This is a genomic window from Camelimonas fluminis (genome assembly GCF_014656355.1).
In the GTDB taxonomy this organism is placed as follows: domain Bacteria; phylum Pseudomonadota; class Alphaproteobacteria; order Rhizobiales; family Beijerinckiaceae; genus Camelimonas; species Camelimonas fluminis.
The window spans coordinates 298,943-313,088 of the sequence record NZ_BNCG01000003.1 but is presented as its reverse complement, the minus strand read 5'-3'; the positions used below and the strand labels follow the sequence as shown (position 1 = coordinate 313,088).

Sequence of the window (14,146 nt, the reverse complement as noted above, 5' to 3'; positions counted from 1 at the left end):
CGGCCATTCCCAATGTGGGCGCCCCATATGCCCTCCCGCAAGGGCATGGCCTCGCGCATCCATTGACATCGCGCAGCTTTTGCTCCTGGTCTGCCGCCATCAACCGGGACGCCCCGCAGCAGCTGCATGTTCGAGCGAAAGGATCCGGCGCATGAGCGACCATACTCCAGCCTCCAGTGTCGCCAACGGGCGGGAGGAGCGTGACCAGCCGCGCCGGCTGACGCCGGCCGCGCAGCGGGCGCTAGCCGAAGCGGAAGCGCGACGCGCCGACGTGGAAGCCCGAATCGCCGCCCTTGGCGACAGGACTGAGCTCGGCGGTCGCGAGGGGCCAGACCCGGTGCGCTATCAGGATTGGGAAAACAACGGCATTGCCTCGGATTTCTGACCCTGGGACGACCGTGGCCGCTCGCGCCTTGATGCAGCCACGGCGGTTTTATAGGGAGCGCGGCGCGCAACCGCGCATCCGCATGACATGACAATACCGTCCGCCTGGACGATTGGGGACACAGCACGTGACAGCGCAATCCCGGACGATCTCTCCGCTGGCCAAGTTCGCCCTTGAACTGGGGCCCCTCGGCGTATTCTTCTTCGCCAACGCCCGTCCGCAACTGTTCACGCCGCTGGTCGGCGGCCTTCTGCCTGAAAATCTGGCGCAAACCGGTCAACTTGGCATTCTCACCGCTACTGCGGTGTTCATGGCGGCCACCGTCGCCGCGCTGGTGATTCACTACGCGCTGGTGCGCAAGCTGCCCATCATGCCGCTGGTGTCGGCCGTTGTCGTGCTCATCTTCGGAACGCTTACGCTCGTGCTGCGCGACGACCACTTCATCAAACTCAAGCCGACCATCGTCAACTGCCTGTTCGGCGGCGCGCTGCTTGGTGGGCTCGCCTTCGGTCGGCCGCTGCTCAATGTAGTGCTGGACAGCATGATCCGCCTCACCGACGCAGGCTGGCGCAAACTGACCTTCCGCTGGGCGCTGTTCTTCTTCGTCCTGGCAGCGCTGAATGAGATTGTCTGGCGCAACTGGTCGACCGACGCGTGGGTGAACTTCAAGGTGTTCGGCATCATGCCGCTAACCCTGGCGTTCGCCCTGGCGCAGACGCCGCTGATCATGCGCCACACCCTGCCGGAAGACGCGGAGCCGGAGCCCCACGGCGATCCCAATTCGCTGATCGAGTAACGCCGAAATTCCATGAGCCGGGTGAATGAGCCGGGTGAATGGGTTGCTTCCCCGCACGCGCCTTGGCCCTGCTGGCGGCGGAGGCGTCAGCGCGCCGGCGAGCCTGAACCCATTGTCAGCATCAGTTGTGCGGTCGTTGCGCCAGCCGGTCGGTAGCCAGCGGCGCATAGACCGGCACCGGCTCCAGGCGACCGCGCAACTGCTCGGCGCCGACGAATCTGTAGCCGGCCAGCCGTCTCGGCGTATCGTCTCCCGCCGCCGCCACCGCGTCGCCCGAAACCAGCAGCGGCGTGTGGCAGGTCTTGGTGGCCTGCTCCAGCCGCGCCGCGACATTGACGGCGTCGCCAAGCACCGTGAACTCCAGCCGGTCGTCATTGCCGATGGCGCCAACGAACGCCTCGCCGAAATGCACCCCCGCGCCCACCCGCACCGGCGGTTCGCCCTCCGCCTCGCGCTCGCGTGACCACAACTCCATGGTCTGCACGATTTCAACGGCGCAGGCGATGGTGCGGCGGGCGTCGTCTGGCCGCGCGTCAAGCAGCCCGCAGACGAGGAATGCGCCATCGCCAATGAATTTGTCGATGACCGCGTCATGCTTCTGCGCGATCCGGGTCAGGTGATCGCGAAAGGCGTTGATCATCACGCTGAGCGAGCGCGCGTCGAGACTTTCTTCCATCGAGGTGGAGTTACGGATGTCGACGAACAGCAGCCCAACCTTCTTGCGGCTACCCTGCTTGAGGTCATCCATGCTTTCCGTGGCGAGGATCTGCGACAGCTCGGACGGCAGATAGCGACCGAGATTCATGCGCCGCCGCGTTTCGTCCACGGCCCGCAGCAGCATGGCCCGGCCACGGACGGCGGCGACCCAGGTAATCATCGCCATGCCGATCAGGATGAGCACGCGGGTGGCGTTGGCGTTGTCGCCGAACATCGGGGCCAGCGGTCCAACCAGAGGCTGTCGCTCAGGATAATCCATATGGCCGTGAAGCATCGCGATCGCCAGCGCGCCAGCGATGATCAGCAGGCCGGTGTAGGCCTGCACCGCCGGGCGCATACGGACGATCGACGTCACCAGGATCAGCGGGATGCCGCTGGCGGCCGGATATGCGGCAAGGAAATCACCGCTAAGCCTGCTCGCTGCGGCGGTCATGGCGAGATTGGCCAGAACCACGCCGGTATCGACCGTGACGGTGAGATAGGCCATCCACGGCCGCCAGCGTTTGGTTTGCACCAGCGCCAGCGCAATCACGCCCGACAGGAAAAGCACAATGAGGGAGGCCTCGGCCGCCCACAGCATGACCGCTGATTCGTGATTGGCGTAGTCTTCGGGCGTCGTCAGCAGCCACAGCACCACCAGCAGCAGCAGCGCGGTGGCAATGCGCACATAGCTGACCTGGCGCTCCGCGCCCAGGTCAGCCGTGCGCAACAGCTCCCGCCCCTGGGACGGCATCGGTCTGGCCATCGCACTCCTCAACAGCCTGGCGGGCCCCATGTCCAAAAACAGCAAACGCCTGTCAGCGCGCCAGTTTGGCCAGTTCCGCGCCGAAAGCCCCCCGCAGCGCCTCTTCCGTCAACGGCCCCACATGCCGGTAGCGGATGATCCCTGCCCCATCAACGATGAATGTCTCCGGAACGCCATAGACGCCCCAGTTCACCGCCGTCGCCCCGTCCCGATCGACCCCCACGGCGACGAAGGGATCGCCGAGCTGGCCGAGAAAGCGGCGGGCGTTCTCCGCCACGTCCTTGTAGTTGACGCCAAGCAGGCGAATCCGCCCTTCCTGCGCCAGCCGCATCAATTGCGGGTGCTCGATACGGCATGGCCCACACCAGGAGGCCCAGAAATTCACCACGACCGGCGTTCCGTCGCCGATCAGGAATTGCGTCAAACCTGGAGACGATGCGCCATCGGCTCTCTTCAAACCTTCCAGCGGCGGCAGAACCAACGCCGGCGCCTTCCTGCCAACGAGCGCCGAAGGCACGATGGAGGGGTCGCCGCCGCTCCACAGCCGCCAGCCGAGCAAAGCGGCGATGAGGGCGAAAAACACCAGCGGCGCGGCCATCAGCAATCGCCGGGTGCCCACCCGTCCGTCCGCATCGCTCATGGCTGCGGCCCCGTATCCGGCGTCCGGTTGGCGCGACGCCCGGCGACATGGAGGCCCTCAGCCTTGACGCGATCGAACTCGCGCCTCGCCTGTCGCGCCCCATGCACCGTCCACAGGGTCAGGCCAGCCAGCAGCACGAACGCCACCGCATAGGCGGCGATGACATATCCGGCATAGGTCCCGGTCATGGCGCAGAGCCAACAGGTTCGGCCGCCGCCCGCGACATGCGGTCAAGCAGCACGATGCGCCGCGTCCGGATGCTGCGGCGCAGCACCTCGGTACGCATGCCAGCCATATGCAGGCAGATGGCGACGAGGCTCATGGCGCCGGCCATCGCCAGCAACGGCCACAGCATGGCCGGATGCATCGCCGGGCCTTCGAGGCGAAGCACGGAAGCTGGCTGGTGCAGGGTGTTCCACCAGTCCACGGAAAACTTGATGATTGGCACGTTGATAAAACCGACGATCGTCAGGATGGCGACGGCGCGCGCGGCGCGCAGCGGATCTTCCATCGCCCGCCAGAGCGCCAGCACGCCGCAATACATCAGGAACAGCACCAACACCGAGGTCAGCCGGGCGTCCCAAACCCACCAGGCTCCCCACATGGGCTTGCCCCAGATCGATCCGGTAATGAGGCACAACAGGGTGAACACCATGCCGACTGGCGCGGCGGCGCGCTGCGAAACATCCGCCAGCGGGTGCCGCCACACCAGGGTGCCAAGCGCCGAAACGGTCATGATGGCGTACATGAACAGGGCCAGCCAGGCTGCAGGCACATGTACGAACATGATCCGCACCGAATCGCCCTGCTGATAATCCGCCGGCGCACGCCACGCCAGCCACAGGGCTCCGGCAAGCGCCAGCATCGCAATGGCTGTCAGCCACGGCAGCAGGCGCCCGGACCACTTCATGAACACCCATGGGTTGGCGAATGCCATCATTCTCAACGCCCCGAGACGGTTCGACGCCGGCATTGGTCCCTGCCCGCGCCGTCGCGCATGAACCCGACCAGCTGGAGCGCCTGCCCGGTGCAGGCGTAATCAGGCGTCGGGAAACGCTGCAAATTCAAAGAGGCAGGACAGCGCTCCACCCCTGCAAGAACGGAGCTTGCCCCGAAACACGACCTCAACCGACCTGCCGCTATCCGCGATCGCGCATCGGCCGGCGCCATGTCCCGTTCCGACGCGCACGACGCCAAAAACAGAACATCCCGACCTCAGGAGGCCGGGATGCTGTTTATACCGGAACGCGGCGAAAATCGCGTAAACCGCCCTGCGTCAAATCAGGGCAGGCCTGCCTCAGCTTTTCAGCTCTGCAGTAAACCGCGGACTTCCTTCAGCTGCCCAAGCCGCTCCAGAGCCACGCGGCGCTGGTCGTCGTCCGTGGCCGCATCGACAGCCCGCTCGGCGTCGTTGATGACCACGTCGATCAGGTCGTCCGTCAGTTCCTCGACCGGCACGGCCTGTTCAGCGAGGATGGTCAGTCCATCCGGACGGATGTCGGCGAAGCCGCCGCGAACGAAAATCGCCTGCGCCTTGCCAGCCGATTCAACCGTGATCAGGCCCGGCTTCAGCACGGCCATCAGCGGCGCGTGATGCGCCAGAACAGTCAGGTCGCCGTCCACGGACGGAACGATGACTGCCTCAACGTCGCCGGAGAACAGCAGGCGCTCCGGGGCGACCAGCTCGAAGTGGAAGTTTTCCGCCATGGGGCGCTGCTCCAATAGGGCGTCCGGCGCCATGGCCGGATCACGTCGCGGGTCTGGACCTCGCCGCGCTCCGCAGGTGTCAAAACCGGAGCGGGCGGTGCGCGGACCCGATGACGGGTCCGCGAGCCTTCATCAGGCCTCAGCGGCGAGCTTCTGGGCCTTCTCGATGGCCTGATCGATCGAGCCGACCATGTAGAAGGCCGCTTCCGGCAGGTGGTCGTACTTGCCTTCGACCAGCCCCTTGAAGCCCTTGATGGTGTCTTCCAGGGAAACCAGCTGGCCGGGCGAACCCGTGAACACCTCGGCGACGAAGAACGGCTGGCTCAGGAAGCGCTCGATCTTGCGGGCGCGAGCCACGACCAGCTTGTCCTCTTCCGACAGCTCGTCCATGCCGAGAATGGCGATGATGTCCTGCAGGGACTTGTAACGCTGCAGAACTTCCTGGACCTGACGGGCGACATTGTAGTGCTCTTCGCCAACGATCAGCGGCGACAGCATGCGCGAGGTCGAGTCGAGCGGGTCCACCGCCGGATAAATGCCCTTCTCGGAGATCGCGCGGTTGAGCACCGTGGTGGCGTCAAGGTGGGCGAACGAGGTGGCCGGCGCCGGGTCGGTCAGGTCGTCGGCCGGCACGTAAATGGCCTGCACCGAGGTGATCGAACCCTTGTTGGTGGTGGTGATGCGCTCCTGCAGCGCGCCCATGTCGGTCGCCAGGGTCGGCTGATAGCCCACGGCCGAAGGAATACGGCCGAGAAGCGCCGACATTTCCGAGCCAGCCTGGGTGAAGCGGAAGATGTTGTCCACGAAGAACAGCACGTCCTGGCCCTGGTCGCGGAAGTGCTCGGCGACAGTCAGGCCGGTCAGGGCGACGCGGGCGCGGGCGCCCGGAGGCTCGTTCATCTGGCCGAACACGAGGGCGCACTTGGAGCCGGCGGTGGAGCCGTTGTTGGCGTGCGGATCAACGTTCACGCCCGACTCGATCATCTCGTGATACAGGTCGTTGCCTTCGCGGGTGCGCTCACCCACGCCAGCGAACACGGAGTAACCGCCGTGCGCCTTGGCGATGTTGTTGATCAGTTCCTGGATGAGCACGGTCTTGCCCACGCCAGCGCCGCCGAACAGTCCGATCTTGCCGCCACGGGCGTAAGGAGCCAGCAGGTCAACGACCTTGATGCCGGTGACGAGGATCTGCGCCTCGGTCGACTGCTCCGAATAGCTCGGGGCCGGCTGGTGAATGGCGCGGCGGCCTTCAGAGGCGACTGGACCGGCTTCGTCGACCGGCTCGCCGATGACGTTCATGATGCGGCCGAGCGTGCCAGCGCCAACCGGCACTTCGATCGGCCGGCCGGTGTCGGCGACCGCCTGACCGCGCACCAGACCCTCGGAGGTGTCCATGGCGATGCAGCGGACGGTGTTCTCACCGAGCTGGGCGGCGACTTCGAGCACCAGGCGGTTGCCCTGGTTGGTGGTCTCGAGCGCGTTCAGAATTTCCGGCAGGTGGCCGTCGAACTGCACGTCGACGATAGCGCCAATGACCTGCGTGATGCGTCCTGCGGAGGTTGTTGCAACCATGGGAAGCTCCCGTCCGAGCCCGTACGGGCCTCGCCTTGAAGTAATGTCGGACACTGCGGATCTGGCCGCGCGTCGCGCTGGAATGGTTATGACCCGCGCCCTGCCCCGCCGCCGTGCGTCAGGGCAGGCCGCCGGCCTGCAGTTGCCTGATCAGAGCGCCTCAGCGCCGGAAATGATCTCGATCAGTTCCTTCGTGATCATCGCCTGACGCGTGCGGTTGTAGAGCAGCGTCTGCTTGCGGATCATCTCGCCCGCGTTGCGGGTCGCATTGTCCATGGCACTCATCTGGGCACCGTAGAACGACGCGTTGTTCTCCAGAAGCGCGCGCAGGATCTGAACCGTCACGTTGCGCGGCAGGAGCGATTCGAGGATTTCCTCCTCGCTCGGCTCATAGTCGTAGACAGCGCCGCCGAGCTTGTCGCCGACGCCATCGGCCGGGATCTCGGCCGGAATGATCTGCTGCGCCGTCGGCACCTGCGAAATCACCGACTGGAAGCGGGCGTAGAACAGCGTGGCGATGTCGAACTCGCCGGCGTCATACAGCGCCAGAACCTTGCGGCCGATCTCGTCCGCCACGTCCCACGTCAGGTTCTTGACCGACCGCAGTTCGATGTACTCAATGATCTTGTCGTCGAACTGGCGACGAAGGGCGTCGTAGCCCTTCTTGCCGACAAGAAGCATCTTGACCGTCTTGCCTTCGGCGATCAGCGCCTGGGCCTGTTCACGGGCCAGACGGACGATCGATGAGTTGAAGGCGCCGGCGAGACCACGCTCACCGGTGCAGACCACCAGCAGATGCACCTTGTCGGAGCCTGTGCCGGCGAGCAGACGCGGAGCGCCTGGCTGACCGACAACGCCCGAGGCGAGATTACCCAACACCTGGCCCATGCGCTCGGCAAACGGGCGCGCGGCTTCAGCCGCGCTCTGGGCGCGGCGGAGCTTTGCCGCCGCGACCATCTGCATGGCCTTGGTGATTTTCTGCGTCGCCTTCACCGAGGCGATGCGATTGCGAAGATCCTTGAGCGAGGCCATGCAATGCGCCCTTCAATCAGGCGAAGGTCTTGGCGACGTCAGCGACGACAGCCTGCAGCTTCGCAGCGACATCGTCGCTCAGGTCCTTCGAGGCGCGAATGGCGTCGAGGATGTCCGTGTGGCGACCACGCAGGGAGCCAAGCAGGGTGTCCTCGAACTCGCGAACCCGCGAGACCGGCAGGCTGTCGAGATAGCCGTTAACGCCGGCGTAGATCACCGCGACCTGCTCTTCCATCTTCAGCGGCGAGAACTGCGGCTGCTTCAGGAGTTCGGTCAGGCGCGCGCCGCGGTTCAGCAGGCGCTGGGTGGTGGCGTCAAGGTCAGAACCAAACTGGGCGAAGGCCGCCATTTCGCGGTACTGGGCCAGCTCGCCCTTGATCTTGCCGGCGACCTTCTTCATCGCCTTCGTCTGGGCGGACGAACCGACGCGGGACACCGACAGGCCGACGTTGACGGCCGGACGGATGCCCTGGAAGAACAGGTCGGTCTCGAGGAAGATCTGACCGTCGGTGATCGAAATCACGTTGGTCGGAATGTAGGCCGAGACGTCGTTTGCCTGGGTCTCAATGACCGGAAGCGCCGTCAGCGAACCGTTGCCGCTGGCGTCGTTCATCTTCGCCGCGCGCTCCAGCAGACGGGAGTGCAGGTAGAACACGTCGCCCGGATAGGCCTCGCGACCCGGCGGACGGCGCAGCAGCAGCGACATCTGACGGTAAGCGACGGCCTGCTTGGAGAGGTCGTCATAGGTGATCACGGCGTGCATGCCGTTGTCACGGAAGAACTCGCCCATGGCGCAGCCGGAGAACGGCGCCAGGAACTGCATCGGCGCCGGATCCGAAGCGGTGGCGGCGATGATGATCGAGTACTCCAGCGCGCCGTTCTCTTCGAGAACCTTCACGAACTGGGCGACCGTCGAGCGCTTCTGACCGACGGCGACGTAAACGCAGTACAGCTTCTGCGATTCATCATCGCCCTGGTTCAGGGGCTTCTGGTTCAGGATGGTGTCGAGCGCGATCGCGGTCTTGCCGGTCTGGCGGTCGCCGATGATCAGCTCGCGCTGGCCGCGGCCAACCGGGATCAGGGCGTCGATGGACTTCAGCCCGGTCGCCATCGGCTCGTGCACCGACTTGCGCGGAATGATGCCCGGCGCCTTGACGTCGACCTGGCGGAACTCGGTCGCCTGGATCGGGCCCTTGCCGTCGATCGGGTTGCCGAGCGCGTCAACGACGCGGCCGAGCAGGCCTTTGCCGACCGGCACGCTGACGATGTCGCCAGTGCGCTTCACGGTCTGGCCTTCAGCGATGTCACGGTCGGAACCGAACACCACGACGCCCACGTTGTCGTTTTCCAGGTTCAGCGCCATGCCGCGAACGCCGGATTCGAACTCGACCATTTCGCCGGCCTGGACGTTGTCCAGACCGTAGCAGCGGGCGATGCCGTCACCAACGGACAGAACCTGGCCAACCTCGGAGACCTCAGCCTCCTGGCCAAAGTTCTTGATTTGCTCTTTGAGAATGGCGGAAATTTCTGCGGCCCGAATGTCCATCAGCCGACCTCTTTCATCGCGAGACGGATCGAATTGAGTTTATTGCGCAGGCTGGCGTCGAGCATGCGACTGCCAAGCCTGACGACGAGACCGCCGATGATCGACGGGTCGATTTTGACGTGCAGATCGACGTCGCCGCCGGCGACGTCGCGCAGCGCCTGCTTCAGGTCGGCGAGGACCTGATCGGACGGCTGCCCGGCGAGCGTCACGTCGGCGCGGACCACGCCCTTGCGGGCGGCGACCAGCGCCTTGTACGCCGCAATCATCTGCTGAACTGCGAACAGACGGCGACGGGATGCGACGAGTTTCAGAAAATTGGCGGCAAGTCCGCTAATTCCGGACCGATCGAGGATCGCGGTGACAGCCGCCAGTTGCTCATCCGCCGAGAATACCGGACTGCGGACGAGGCGCTGCAGGTCGGCGCTCTCCCTCACCAGGGCGTCGAACCGGTCGAGATCGGCTTCAACGCGGTCGATCGCTGCGGCGCCGGATTCCGCTGCCGTATCGAGCAACGCGGAAGCATAGCGGCCAGCGACCCCTGAAATCGGACCTGTCATTGAAGGCTGTTCGGCCACGTCGGCGTCTCACTTTCAGGCTCACGGCGACTCACGTGGCGTCACGTCAATGACGCACATGGCTGCGCGAGCACATGGACAGGGAGCGGGAAGCGTTTCAGCCGCCCGTTGGCAGGTCCCCTATCATGGGGATTATTGGGGCGCAACCGCTTGCAGGCGCCTGAACGTCGCAACGTGGTCATGTTTGCGCCAGGATTGGGGCGCGCGGGGCAGAAGCACGGCGAACGCCGACGCCACGGCCAACGATTTGCGCGAACAACAGCGGCTGCTTCATGCTGGCGCGTGCAGGCGCCATGACAATCCCCGGCGTTCACAGCTTTTCACAGGAAGCGCCCGTCATACGGCCGGATGACAGGAAAAACATTGCATTTGCGTTCAGGATGCGTCGCGGTCCGTCGCATCGAATCAGCAATTGCGCGGGGTCTGGATCCGCGCGCGTCAGATCACAGGCCGGACCACGCGTCCTTGTTGCGCGTAACATCATCGTCAGAAGAAACTTTGCGGGTCGACATCGACAGTCACCCGCATGCGCGCCGCCGGATTGGGCGCCGCCGCGAGCACCGCGCGCAGGAAGCCCTGCAGGTCCGTGTGACGGGCGCATTTGACCAGCAGCCGGAAGCGGTGCATGCCGCGCACGATGGCCAGCGGAGCCTCGGCTGGCCCCAACACAATGATGTCCCCGGATACGTCAGGCATGGCGTGTGCGGCCCGGGCCAGGGCCTGCGCATGCGTTTCCGCCGCATGCCGGTCCGGCCCCGCTACAATCACCGCCGCCAGCCGCCCGAACGGCGCGAGCCCCGCCGCCTCCCGGGCGCCGATCTCTTCTGCATAGAACTGCTCCGACTGACCGGACAGCAGCGCCATCATCACCGGGTGATCCGGCTGGTGCGTTTGCAGAATGGCGCGACCAGGCGCGTCGCCACGGCCGGCGCGACCGGTGACCTGCTGCAGCATCTGGAAGGTGCGTTCAGCCCCACGCGGGTCGCCCGTGGCGAGGCCGACATCGGCGTCAACCACGCCCACCAGAGTCAGACGCGGAAAATTATGGCCCTTGGCCACGAGCTGGGTGCCAATGATGATCCGGAACTCACCGGCGGCGACGGCGTCCAGCTCCTTGCGCATCCGCTCGGAACCGCCAGCCAGATCACTCGACAGGGTGATCGCCGGCACGCCGGGAAACAGCCCCGCCACCTCCTCGGCCAGACGCTCCACCCCGGGCCCGGCCGGAACCAGCGCGTCAACCTCGCCACAGGCAGGGCAGGCGTCAGGCCGCCGCTCGGTATGGCCGCAGTGGTGACAGATCAGGGCGCGGCGGAAGCGGTGCTCGACCAGCGACGCCGAACAATTGGGACACTGGAAGCGGTGACCGCAGCTCCGGCACAGGGTCAGCGGCGCGTAGCCGCGCCGGTTGAGATAAAATAACGCCTGCTCGTCGCGAGCCAGGGTTTCACGCGCAGCCTCGATCAGCGGTTCTGACAACCAGCGCCCTTTTGGCGGCGGCTGCTTGCGCAGGTCGATGGCCGACAGGCGCGGCATGGCGCGCTGGCCATAGCGCTCCGGCAGACGCAGATGACCATAGCGTCCGCGCATGGCGTTGACCCGGCTTTCGATGGACGGGGTCGCCGAGGCCAGCGCGACGTGGCAACTTTCGATACGACCGCGCACCACCGCCATGTCGCGGGCGTGGTAATGCACGCCGTCTTCCTGCTTGTAGGCGGTCTCGTGCTCCTCATCGACGATGAGGAGGCCGAGTTTGCTGAACGGCAGAAACAGCGCGGAGCGGGCGCCGGCAACGACCTGGATGTCGCCGCTGGCGACGCCGGCGTGAATGCGCTCGCGCTGGCGGGGACTGACGCCCGAGTGCCACTCGGCCGGGCGCACGCCGAACCGGGCGGCGAAGCGGTCAAGAAACTGGGCCGTCAGGGCGATTTCCGGCATCATCACCAGCGCCTGCCAGCCCTGACGCAACGCTTCAGCGATCGCTTCGAAGTAGACCTCTGTCTTGCCCGAGCCCGTCACGCCCTCAATCAGGGTGACGCCAAATTGCCGGTCCGCTACAGCCGCCCGCAAGCTGGCGGCGGCGGCCGTCTGGCCGTCTGACAGCGTCGCCGGCGCGAAATCCGGGTCCGGCGCGAGCGGCGGCGCATCCAGCAACACGTGGGTTTCGAGGCAGCCGTCATCGATCAAACCATTGATGACGGTCAGGCTGACTTCGGCCGCCTCGGCCAGCGCCTTGCGCGACATCTCGCGGTGACCGGCCAACGCCGCCAGCACCCGCCGTCGCGCCGGCGTCAGCCGCGCGGGCAGCTTGCCGGTCGCCGCCACGGCGACGCGCGGCGCTTCCGGCGGCAGTTTCTCAGGATGACGCAGGGCGAGGCGCAGAACCTGGCCGCGCGGCGCCAGCGTGTAGCGGGCGATCCAGTCGAGCAGCGTCCGTAACCCATCGGGCAGCGGCGGAGCGTCGTATTTGCCGCTGACGGTCTTGAGCTTGCGGTCGCTGGCGATGGCGCCCGGCGAGCGAACCGCCCAAACAACGCCAATGACCTCACGCGAACCAAAGGGAATGCGGACAATATCGCCCGCCGCCAAAGCCAGCTCCGGCGGCGCCAGATACGACCAGACCATATCGAGGGCCAGCGGCGCCAGCACGTCGACAATGATCGCGGCGCCAGCTGGCGCTCCGTCATCATCGGAGGGCTTCGGTTTCCGGTCCAGGTCGTCGGCGTTCATCATGAGCGGGGAGATAACATCGATTCGGGGGCGACCGGGTGGCAAAACGCGCCTTGCGCAAAATCGGCTCATGTTGCACCGAATTCTCGCTCCATCATTCAGCGTTGGCGCATTTACTTCACGCCAGGCGTCGTCGACGTCGCTGGAAAACGCCTGGCGACGCCAATGGCAACCTCGCGTTAGGCGGCCAGCGATAATGTTCCGGCGCAACCTGTCGAGGACCAGAGGAGCAGCGGATGATCGTCGCCACCGACGTCCAGACCATATTCCAGCAATGGCTCGAGCACCTGGCCAGCGTCCGCCGCCTGTCGCCGCTGACCATCGAAGCTTACGGCCGGGATCTGCGGCAGTTCTTCGCCTTTCTTACGACGCATCTGGGGGCGCCGCCATCCACAGCCAAGGTCGCAGCATTAAAACCGCTGGATCTGCGCGCTTTTCTGTCGTCGCGCCGCCGCGACAACATCGACAACCGCACGCTGATGCGGCAACTCTCCGCCCTGCGCTCCTTCGCCCGCTATTGCGAGCGGGAGGGTATTGTGACGCTCGCCGCCATTGCCGCCGTGCGCGGGCCAAAACTGACCCGCAACCTGCCCCGGCCACTGACATCAGCCGCCGCCGTGGCGGTCACTGACGTAGACAGCCGCGCCGGCGATGAGCGCCCCGCCTGGGTTCTGGCCCGCGACGCCGCCGTACTGGCGCTGCTCTACGGCAGCGGACTGCGCATCAGCGAAGCTCTGGCGATCCGCCGCAAGGACGCGCCCGTGCCTGGCGTGGAGCAGGTGACCGTCACCGGCAAGGGCGCAAAAACCCGCTCGGCTCCGGTTCTCCCTCAGGCGGCGGCGCTCGTTGGCGACTATATCAACCAGTGCCCCTGGGGCCTGCCGCCGGACGGGCCGCTGTTCGTGGGCGTGCGTGGCGGACCGTTGTCACCGCGCATTATCCAGCTCGCCATGCAAAATTTGCGGGGGGCGCTCAATTTACCCGAAAGCGCAACGCCCCATGCCTTGCGTCATTCATTCGCCACCCATCTGCTGGGCGGCGGGGCGGATTTACGCAGCATACAGGAGCTGTTGGGGCACGCCTCCCTGTCGACCACGCAGGGCTACACCAAGATCGACGCCGCCCGCCTGCTCACGGCGTATGATTCGGCCCACCCCCGCGCCTGACCCTCGCGCGTATCAGGCGCATGCGCCGCACAAGACGCTGCACAGCCCCGCCGCCGCGCAGTCGCATTCTTGCGGCGATGGCGCGCAAACGCGCGCGCAACGGCGCGGTCTGCTCCATCGCCCAGGCATGCAGGCGGGTTAGCCAGCCATAACCGGTTGCGAACCAGCCGATCGTCATCAGCTTCGGGCGCAGGATATCGAACAGAAACAGGCTGAGGCCCGCCGTCAGCAGATGGGCGACAATAAAGGTCAGAACGCCGGATTTGAATTTTCCCTGCGCCAGCAGCCATAGCGAGACGAGCTTGAGCGGCTCGACGCAGGCGAATGGCACGATGAACACCAGCAACGCCGCCCAGGCCGGCAACCGCGCGAGCGCCGCTTCCGTGCGGGCGCGCAACCGCGCCCACGGCAGCACGCGGCCAAGCCAGTGCAACAGCGGCTGCAACTGCGCCCATGCCCAGGCTTCCAGCAGGAACGCCAGCGCAAGCAGCAGCCACAGCGCCTTCTTGATGCTTCGCATGCGACAGTCCCGTAG

General features: G+C 65.9%; 14 protein-coding genes. 3 read left to right on the top strand and 11 right to left on the bottom strand.

Features of this window, described 5'->3' with window-relative positions; all coding sequences use genetic code 11:
* Window positions 1–151: 151 nt before the first annotated feature.
* The gene (locus IE243_RS06625; protein WP_191318540.1) at window positions 152–385 is read left to right on the top strand and encodes a DUF1674 domain-containing protein; all 234 of its coding nucleotides are present in this window, start codon (window positions 152–154) and stop codon (window positions 383–385) included.
* A gap of 127 nt (window positions 386–512) precedes the next feature.
* The gene (locus IE243_RS06620; protein WP_244642865.1) at window positions 513–1,181 is read left to right on the top strand and encodes a septation protein A; all 669 of its coding nucleotides are present in this window, start codon (window positions 513–515) and stop codon (window positions 1,179–1,181) included.
* 121 nt (window positions 1,182–1,302) lie between these two features.
* Here the strand turns inward: IE243_RS06620 and IE243_RS06615 are convergent, their stop codons facing one another.
* From IE243_RS06615 to IE243_RS06570, 10 genes are all read right to left on the bottom strand, one after another.
* Window positions 1,303–2,643 (bottom strand): adenylate/guanylate cyclase domain-containing protein, encoded by a 1,341-nt coding sequence (locus tag IE243_RS06615; RefSeq protein ID WP_191318538.1) that lies wholly within the window; start codon window positions 2,641–2,643, stop codon window positions 1,303–1,305.
* 52 nt (window positions 2,644–2,695) lie between these two features.
* The gene (locus IE243_RS06610; protein ID WP_191318537.1) at window positions 2,696–3,283 is read right to left on the bottom strand and encodes a DsbE family thiol:disulfide interchange protein; all 588 of its coding nucleotides are present in this window, start codon (window positions 3,281–3,283) and stop codon (window positions 2,696–2,698) included.
* Entirely contained in the window at window positions 3,280–3,471 is a 192-nt protein-coding gene (ccmD, locus tag IE243_RS06605; RefSeq protein WP_191318536.1) for a heme exporter protein CcmD, read from the bottom strand. The genes IE243_RS06610 and ccmD overlap by 4 nt, the downstream gene beginning before the upstream one ends.
* Window positions 3,468–4,223, bottom strand: coding sequence for a heme ABC transporter permease (locus IE243_RS06600; protein ID WP_244642863.1), 756 nt, complete (start codon window positions 4,221–4,223; stop codon window positions 3,468–3,470). Before IE243_RS06600 ends, ccmD begins: the two co-directional genes overlap by 4 nt.
* Window positions 4,224–4,588: 365 nt before the next feature.
* Entirely contained in the window at window positions 4,589–4,990 is a 402-nt protein-coding gene (locus tag IE243_RS06595) for a F0F1 ATP synthase subunit epsilon (RefSeq protein ID WP_191318534.1), read from the bottom strand.
* A 132-nt stretch (window positions 4,991–5,122) separates the two neighbouring features.
* Window positions 5,123–6,562, bottom strand: a complete 1,440-nt coding sequence (gene atpD / locus IE243_RS06590; protein WP_191318533.1) for a F0F1 ATP synthase subunit beta — start codon at window positions 6,560–6,562, stop codon at window positions 5,123–5,125.
* 150 nt (window positions 6,563–6,712) lie between these two features.
* Window positions 6,713–7,594 carry a F0F1 ATP synthase subunit gamma gene (locus IE243_RS06585; RefSeq protein WP_191318532.1) on the bottom strand — a complete coding sequence of 294 codons (882 nt, stop codon included), beginning with the start codon at window positions 7,592–7,594 and terminating at the stop codon, window positions 6,713–6,715.
* A gap of 16 nt (window positions 7,595–7,610) precedes the next feature.
* Entirely contained in the window at window positions 7,611–9,140 is a 1,530-nt protein-coding gene (gene atpA, locus IE243_RS06580; protein ID WP_191318531.1) for a F0F1 ATP synthase subunit alpha, read from the bottom strand.
* Window positions 9,140–9,715, bottom strand: a complete 576-nt coding sequence (locus IE243_RS06575) for a F0F1 ATP synthase subunit delta (protein WP_191318530.1) — start codon at window positions 9,713–9,715, stop codon at window positions 9,140–9,142. The genes atpA and IE243_RS06575 overlap by 1 nt, the downstream gene beginning before the upstream one ends.
* A 486-nt stretch (window positions 9,716–10,201) precedes the next feature.
* Entirely contained in the window at window positions 10,202–12,448 is a 2,247-nt protein-coding gene (locus IE243_RS06570; RefSeq protein WP_280514580.1) for a primosomal protein N', read from the bottom strand.
* A gap of 233 nt (window positions 12,449–12,681) precedes the next feature.
* On the opposite strand from IE243_RS06570, the gene IE243_RS06565 reads away from it, so the two are divergent.
* Window positions 12,682–13,611: a tyrosine recombinase XerC gene (locus IE243_RS06565; RefSeq protein ID WP_191318529.1), complete on the top strand. Its 930-nt coding sequence runs from the start codon at window positions 12,682–12,684 to the stop codon at window positions 13,609–13,611.
* Here IE243_RS06565 and IE243_RS06560 read toward each other — a convergent pair.
* Entirely contained in the window at window positions 13,577–14,131 is a 555-nt protein-coding gene (locus IE243_RS06560; RefSeq protein WP_191318528.1) for a hypothetical protein, read from the bottom strand. The two genes, IE243_RS06565 and IE243_RS06560, sit on opposite strands and share 35 nt — an antisense overlap.
* Window positions 14,132–14,146: the final 15 nt, after the last annotated feature.

Bases quoted from the DNA above. Each gene is read 5' to 3' on its own strand.
- IE243_RS06625 (WP_191318540.1), top strand. From the start codon at position 152: ATGAGCGACCATACTCCAGCCTCCAGTGTCGCCAACGGGCGGGAGGAG.
- IE243_RS06615 (WP_191318538.1), bottom strand. From the start codon at position 2,643: ATGGCCAGACCGATGCCGTCCCAGGGGCGGGAGCTGTTGCGCACGGCT.
- IE243_RS06610 (WP_191318537.1), bottom strand. From the start codon at position 3,283: ATGAGCGATGCGGACGGACGGGTGGGCACCCGGCGATTGCTGATGGCC.
- ccmD (WP_191318536.1), bottom strand. From the start codon at position 3,471: ATGACCGGGACCTATGCCGGATATGTCATCGCCGCCTATGCGGTGGCG.
- IE243_RS06600 (WP_244642863.1), bottom strand. From the start codon at position 4,223: ATGATGGCATTCGCCAACCCATGGGTGTTCATGAAGTGGTCCGGGCGC.
- IE243_RS06595 (WP_191318534.1), bottom strand. From the start codon at position 4,990: ATGGCGGAAAACTTCCACTTCGAGCTGGTCGCCCCGGAGCGCCTGCTG.
- atpD (WP_191318533.1), bottom strand. From the start codon at position 6,562: ATGGTTGCAACAACCTCCGCAGGACGCATCACGCAGGTCATTGGCGCT.
- IE243_RS06585 (WP_191318532.1), bottom strand. From the start codon at position 7,594: ATGGCCTCGCTCAAGGATCTTCGCAATCGCATCGCCTCGGTGAAGGCG.
- atpA (WP_191318531.1), bottom strand. From the start codon at position 9,140: ATGGACATTCGGGCCGCAGAAATTTCCGCCATTCTCAAAGAGCAAATC.
- IE243_RS06570 (WP_280514580.1), bottom strand. From the start codon at position 12,448: ATGATGAACGCCGACGACCTGGACCGGAAACCGAAGCCCTCCGATGAT.
- IE243_RS06565 (WP_191318529.1), top strand. From the start codon at position 12,682: ATGATCGTCGCCACCGACGTCCAGACCATATTCCAGCAATGGCTCGAG.
- IE243_RS06560 (WP_191318528.1), bottom strand. From the start codon at position 14,131: ATGCGAAGCATCAAGAAGGCGCTGTGGCTGCTGCTTGCGCTGGCGTTC.